The sequence below is a fragment of the Sphingomonas lacusdianchii genome (assembly GCF_022664395.1).
GTDB classification, from domain to species: domain Bacteria; phylum Pseudomonadota; class Alphaproteobacteria; order Sphingomonadales; family Sphingomonadaceae; genus Sphingomonas; species Sphingomonas lacusdianchii.
The window spans coordinates 104,939-111,013 of record NZ_JAKRET010000015.1 but is presented as its reverse complement, the minus strand read 5'-3'; the positions used below and the strand labels follow the sequence as shown (position 1 = coordinate 111,013).

At 65.0% G+C, this 6,075-nt stretch carries 9 protein-coding genes; all 9 read right to left on the bottom strand.

The window, feature by feature from the left end:
- Positions 1–309: 309 nt before the first annotated feature.
- Complete coding sequence (locus MF607_RS18050) at positions 310–1,410, bottom strand: hypothetical protein (RefSeq protein ID WP_242121391.1); 1,101 nt, start codon at positions 1,408–1,410, stop codon at positions 310–312.
- 79 nt (positions 1,411–1,489) lie between these two features.
- Positions 1,490–2,812: a hypothetical protein gene (locus MF607_RS18045; protein ID WP_242121390.1), complete on the bottom strand. Its 1,323-nt coding sequence runs from the start codon at positions 2,810–2,812 to the stop codon at positions 1,490–1,492.
- A 41-nt stretch (positions 2,813–2,853) separates the two neighbouring features.
- Complete coding sequence (locus MF607_RS18040; RefSeq protein WP_242121389.1) at positions 2,854–3,384, bottom strand: hypothetical protein; 531 nt, start codon at positions 3,382–3,384, stop codon at positions 2,854–2,856.
- 44 nt (positions 3,385–3,428) lie between these two features.
- Positions 3,429–3,701, bottom strand: a complete 273-nt coding sequence (locus MF607_RS18035; RefSeq protein ID WP_242121388.1) for a hypothetical protein — start codon at positions 3,699–3,701, stop codon at positions 3,429–3,431.
- 61 nt (positions 3,702–3,762) lie between these two features.
- Complete coding sequence (locus MF607_RS18030; protein WP_242121386.1) at positions 3,763–4,428, bottom strand: hypothetical protein; 666 nt, start codon at positions 4,426–4,428, stop codon at positions 3,763–3,765.
- 27 nt (positions 4,429–4,455) lie between these two features.
- Positions 4,456–4,773 carry a hypothetical protein gene (locus MF607_RS18025; protein ID WP_242121385.1) on the bottom strand — a complete coding sequence of 106 codons (318 nt, stop codon included), beginning with the start codon at positions 4,771–4,773 and terminating at the stop codon, positions 4,456–4,458.
- Positions 4,774–4,792: 19 nt separating this feature from the next.
- Positions 4,793–5,095, bottom strand: coding sequence for a hypothetical protein (locus MF607_RS18020; protein WP_242121384.1), 303 nt, complete (start codon positions 5,093–5,095; stop codon positions 4,793–4,795).
- Positions 5,096–5,100: 5 nt separating this feature from the next.
- Complete coding sequence (locus MF607_RS18015; RefSeq protein ID WP_242121382.1) at positions 5,101–5,754, bottom strand: hypothetical protein; 654 nt, start codon at positions 5,752–5,754, stop codon at positions 5,101–5,103.
- 98 nt (positions 5,755–5,852) lie between these two features.
- Entirely contained in the window at positions 5,853–6,071 is a 219-nt protein-coding gene (locus MF607_RS18010; RefSeq protein ID WP_242121379.1) for a hypothetical protein, read from the bottom strand.
- Positions 6,072–6,075 lie beyond the last annotated feature (4 nt).

The window sequence follows — 6,075 nt, the reverse complement described above, 5'->3', positions numbered from 1 at the left end:
GGTCCCGTTCTCCTTTCGAAGTTTCAGCCCGAGGGCACCGGTAAGCTCGGTGGGCAGATGCCATTGCCAACAAGCATCACGTCATCAGACGCACTCCTTTCTCGCGCCACAACGGCGCACACCAGCCCCCCTCCTCCGGACCGCCATAACAGCGGTCGATTTCGTAAAAGGCGAGAATGCTGCGCATGGATCGGATCTCCGCGACCCGGACGGCGCGGGATGCGCGGCCAGGACCGCCATTCCCCGTCCCCCTCACCTCATGATCGTGGCGTGCGGGTCAGGGCTCTTGGACTTCTTGCCTGGGGTTAGTCAGACGGGTTGATGTCGCGGAAGGTGCCGGGTTTCCGCTGCCGCATAGGCCGACCACAGGTGGGCTTCGGCCTCGGCAAGGTCGGCGAAGACCTCGCTCGTGTTGGCGATGTTAAGCAGCCATCCAGCGTCGGATGCTTCCATGAATCCGGGCTCATAGACGCGACCCGGACTGTCATAGCCGTCTTCGGCGCCCAGATCCTGCCCGGCGGCGATCAGGCTGTCGACATGATGTCCGGTTAGCCGCCAGTCGTCGAAGCGGGCGCCTTCTTCGGACGCGGTCAGATAATGTTGCGTGGCAATCGCCCAGGCGGCGTTCACATGCTCGAAGTCACTGCCGATCTCGCCGTTGCCCGGCAGGTCGCGCAGCGTGTCGGTGCGCTCGGCTTCCCACGCGGCCAGCATGACCAGGTTGGAATCGATGAAGTCGTGGGAAGCGCAGACCGTCTCTGCGACCGACCGGTTCCGCAGGCGCATTTCCCGCCATTCGTCGGCAGAAAGGAGAAGAGCGAGGCGTTTCGCGAAAGCGCACGCCAGCGCCTCGCGCGCGGCGTGTTCTAGAAGCTCGTCGTAATTGTCCCCGGTATAGACGTTCTGCAGATCGCCTCGGGTGTCGGGCCGGCAGAGAGTGAAGCGGGGAAGGTCCGGAAACTCTCGCGCGGTAGGGTCGGCGTAGTCGATCCAGATGCGTGCGGCCTCTCCCATTGGACCCGTGCAGGGCGAGAAGGCTGGCGCAGTTTCGTTGTGCCAGGACGCGTCACGCCACGGACCGGGGATCGGGGGCATCGTGGTGATCGGGAAGTCTGGAAACTCCCTCTGCCAGAGGGAATGTACCTCGACGGTTGCAAACCCACAGGCGAGTGAGATCGTGCCGTTGTCCGGCTTCATGGCCCGATAGGCTGCGATGGTCTCGGCGTCCTCGTCGGCACCGGCGATCAATTCGCGGAGCACGTATGGCCAAGTACCCTCGTCCACGGCGACATTGAGGAAGCCGTTCCAGTAGGTCTCATCGGTGACGCCGGGGAACATCGGACCTTCGCCGAACGACCATAGGACGGGGCGGCGGTGCTCGGCTTGCTGAGCCGTTTCGGGGTTGGGCATGGTGGAAGCTCCAGTCCGGACCATTCCGGCGCACCGCTCCCGATCTCCCTCCTCTCTGACCATCGAGGGTTGGGTGCGGCTATGCCGCGTGCCGGGTCACTGTGCCCATCAGGGGGGTGGACGCGCCGAAGGCGCGTAGCGTGCTGGCGATCTCGGAGCGGAGGCGGGCCTTGCTTGACACCACCACCTCCGGAGGAAGGATGGACCCGTCGGCCGCAGCGTAACCGGACGCGAGCCGACCCCCATGAGCCTCGACGCGGATGAGGTGCCCGCGGCCCCGCGCCGGGCCGACGTGGCGGGCCGTGAACTCGCCGAGCTTGCCGCTGAGACCGTTAATGGCCTTGCTCCAGCGGATATGGCCTGCAGCCATGTTCTCGTCGGCATTGTAGCCGCGGTCGAGCCAGGTGCGCAGGTGGGTTCGCTGCTGCAGCTTAGTGTTGCGGGTGCGCTCCATGGTTCGGCACAGCGGGATCACGTCGCTGATCGCATCGAGGAGCCTAAGCTCGTCGTCTTGTAGGGCGACCAGCACGTCGTCGAACTCACGCCCGGATAATACGGTGCGTAGCTGCTGCCCCGCGACGTTGCGGTTGAGGCGCGCGGCATCCCCCCGGTCCACTGGTGGCGCATAGTCGGCCGCGTTGACGAATCCCGCTGACGTCAGGATGACGATCATCGCCTCCGCGGCTCCGGCCCTCGCGCGGATCAGCCGGAGGAAGCACCATGCGAACCGGGCTGGATCGTCCGCCACCACGTCCCTCTCGCTGATGATTGCGAGCCGGCGCGACCAGCGCGCGGGGCGCGGCTCATCGCTTGGCTTTGGCCAGTTGCTTGGAAGCGGGCGCGCGGTTTTCGGCGCCGGTGGGACCGCGAGTGGCATGTTGCTCTGCCGGAGGTGAGCGAGATTGCTGCGCCTTGCTGCGTCGAACAGGTCGGTACGATCGCCGCCTCCGTCGGTGAAGCCCTGGTCGTAGGCGGCGCGGCGCTGGGCCAAGGGAGCAGTCGATGGTATGCCATCAGGGTAGTTATGCGGCCACCCGACATGAGCCGCGTACCATCCATCGGCGTAGCGGTTCGCGACGTCCCAGTCGTAGCGGTACTCGTCTCGTCCGCGCAGGATCGCGATGTCCCGTTCGTTCGCTTTGCCGCATCTGAGCTGGTGCTCGAGGAAAGCGAAGTTGGTGGCCTGCCGCTGGGCCTCAGTATGGGCTCGGATAGCATCGTTGACGGGGCGCATGGCTTCCACCCTTGCGCGGCTGCGCGCCATGCGCTCATCGAGCGGTGTCTCCGGGGGAAGGTCGGGATGGTCGCGCCACGCTGCGGCGATGGCGGTCGCGTGTTCCAGCGTCCGGCCTCGGGTTAGCCAAGTGCTGACCTCGGCCGGGTCGGGCTGCTCGGGGATCATGGCTGTTCTCGCAATCTGCGCCAGCGGGGCGCCGGAACGGTTCAGAGCCGGCAGGGCTCGTCGGCGGTCGGCTGAGAAGCCGAAATGCGGGTGCGTGCGAGCTCCGCCTCCTGCGGGAACGCCGCGGCGAGATTGGTGTGCAACGTCTCGAAGTCTGGGATGGGAAAGCGTCCGTCAGCGTCGGGGCGGGTCGTCTGCAGCGCGCCGATCAGAAGTTCGGTCGGATCGAGGCGGTGGATGGTGGCAACGCTGCCGACATAGCTGATGGGAGGGCTAAAGCCGGCTTCGATCCAGGTGCCGAGCCCTTCTTCGACCGCGGTCGCATACGCCTGAACCTTCTCATCCTCCTCGTCGTCGACGCGGAGGGACAGCGTGCGATACGTGCCGAAGTCATGGCGGTTCGCAAGCGGCTTCAGGCGGCAGCCCGCAGGCGGCTCCCCGAAGCGGGCGATAATGGCCAGCTTATAGGCGAACACCTCATAGGCGTTGACGGTGTCGAACTCCTCGGTGACGCCAAGCTGGGCGCAGTCCTCACTGGCGGGCGCTCCGCCAAGGTCGATGATGTGGGCCATGGGAACCTCCGTCGATCCAGCCTGGATCAACCGCTCCCTCCCTCTCACCTCTTCGGCTGTTGGCCTTTCCAGCTCAAGCCCGTCGCCACCAGGGCGGTGACGCAGGTGAAGAAGGACGATCCGAAACAGAGCCACCAGGCAGGCGCGCTTCGATGGATGGAGTAGACGATCAAGGCGGCCGCGTTCAGCACGAGCAAAGCTAGAAGCGTGTGACGGGCGCCCTTCGGTGCAGCCACGCTCGACGCCCACATGACGACGCCGGCAAGCAGCACCGGCATGTTACCCCAGAGCATTGAACTGGTGGACGCGAGCATCATGGGGAGAGACTATCGGTGTCGGGCACGCGACGCCATCGCGCTTGCCAAAGCCGGCCCTGCCCTAGAGGACGTCGTCCGGATGGCGAAGCTCGATAAAGCGGCTTTGAACGGCTAGGCGGCCGCGGCCCATCTCCTCACAGTCGTCGATAAGCCGCTCCAGCGTTGTGCTGAGCCTGTCGAGAGATGTCGCATATTCAGCGTCCAGTGCGTCCGCTTCTGGGGACGTCACCGAGACCGTGGCTCGTGCGTCACGGTGTGCCGCGGTAAGGTCCGGAAGGTGGCTTGCCTGAAGCCGCTCGAACTCGACGGTCGCCTCTGCCGGGATAAGCTGCTGCGGCATGGCACGAAAACGCGCCATTAAGCCGTCCAAGCGTCGAGCAGCGTCGCGCGCGGCCTGGGTCATCGGGAGCATCGGTGTCCTGCGTGGAGGACGGGGCGCAGCCTCCTCCGCATCAGCGTTGCCGATGGGTGCCCCCAGCCCGAAGAGCCATGCCATTCCACCTAGACCGATCATAATCACGGCGAGCACTCGGAAAACCGGGCTCGTCATCTGATCGATCAAGCGCTGAGCGTGCGACGTGACGCTTGGTCCTTGTGCGTCGATGATGGGATCACCCATGAAGTTCATGAGGAATTGAGTGCCTAACAGCATCATCCCCATGAGAATGAGTATGAGGCCGATGCCACCAAATCCACCGTGGCCGCCTTCTGGATTGTTGCTTTCCATCGGTCGTCCTTTCGTCGGCGGTCGGAATTATCGCTTGTCGAACAGCCACTGCTTTGCGGTGTGTTGTGCTGTACCATCCGATTGACCCAGCGTCCTGAGCCTGTCGGTTTCCAGCGTTGACGCAATGTCGGCGGGAAGATCCGCGTAGGGCTCGGCGATGCGGATAGCGTCTGCAGCCTTGGTGAGCTCTCCGGGAGAGGTTCCCTCCCAGATGAATGCCTGTTCCTCGTCGTCCATCTCTGGATCGGGGCGGAGAACCTGGACGAAGAACGTCGATAGGGGGCGATCCCAACCGATCGAGACTTTGGTGGCGCCGTTTTTGCCGGAGAAGTCGTAGCGGCTCATCGGTGATCCCTTTGGGAGGTTAGGCGGCGAGCGTGATCCACTCGGCATGCCATGGGCGGGGATGCGGGGCAAAGCGCAACACGCCCGGAACGGTGGTCACATCCTCGGCTGCGCGCTCCTGCAGCCAGCAGATGTACGCGTGTCCGTCGTTGATGTCCTCCTCAAGGAGGCCGTCGAGCATGCTGCTCTCACGTGCCTGCTCCTCGGTCAGTAGGGACCAGTCGAGCGCTTCGAGAAAGCGCTCGCGGCGTGAGACGAACCGCTCGAGGCGAGCGACGTCGGTTAGCGCGACCGACAGGGCGTCGCAGATGTCCATCGTCATGCTCTCTATGCCGGAAGGAGGATCTGGGCGGGCTCGGGCGAGGCAACCGGGGCAGGCTCAAGCTGCAGCTCGCGGCGAAGGCGGGCGGCGAACCGCTCGGGCTTCAGCAGTTCGTGGATGGCTGCATAGCGAAGGCGGTCGCGGGCAGCTGGGCCGCGGCGCGCGGTATACCGGACCTCGTGCCCTTCATGCAGGGGGCCGACGCTCAACGAGACAGTCAGATCGGCGCTCTGCAGGACGACGTCGCCTGAGATCGAGATGTCGCCCGGGTGGGAGGAAACCTCGTAGCTGCCTTCCGCGAGCGCCAAGGCACGCGCGAGGCTGCGCATCGCCTTGCGACCATCGACGTGGAAGCGCTCCTTCGCCGCTTGGTCGTACTCCACGCCCCGGATGGAGAGCGCAAGCAGCGCCGGGAACCGCCGGAGTTCCTCGATCCGGCGCTCGCAGGCCGACCGTAATACCGACTCGCTTGCCTGATTGCTGGCAATGCGGCCCATGTGTCGGATGAGCAGCGAGATCGCGGGATCGCTGTTCGGGTCGACCCCGGCGTTTCGGCAATCCTCGACGCCCTTGGTGATCGCGTGAAGCGTCGTCAGAACATTGGTCAGGGCGCTCGGGTCGAGTGCCTGCTGGTGGCGGAACGGGACGTCGTAGATCATCGGGCGGCTCCGGCTGAACCGAGCGTATCTTCACGCTCCCCCAGCCCTCCCCTCTTCCCTCCGAAGCCCGCGACCTTTGTGGCCCGGCAGTGCCGGGTTCAGTTCCCAGGCTCGCGAATCTCAACGGTCTCGTCGTCGCCGTTATTGCGCACGAGGACTGGCTTGCCGGCGCGGGCCGCGTCGACCGCTTCGTCCTGGGGCCAGTCCCCATATTCCCGCAGGACCTTGACCATGTGAGCCTCGGCGCTGAGCCGATGCGGATGATCTTTGATGATCGTCTCGAACGAGAGCGACTGGTGGACAGTGGTAATGGTCATCGTG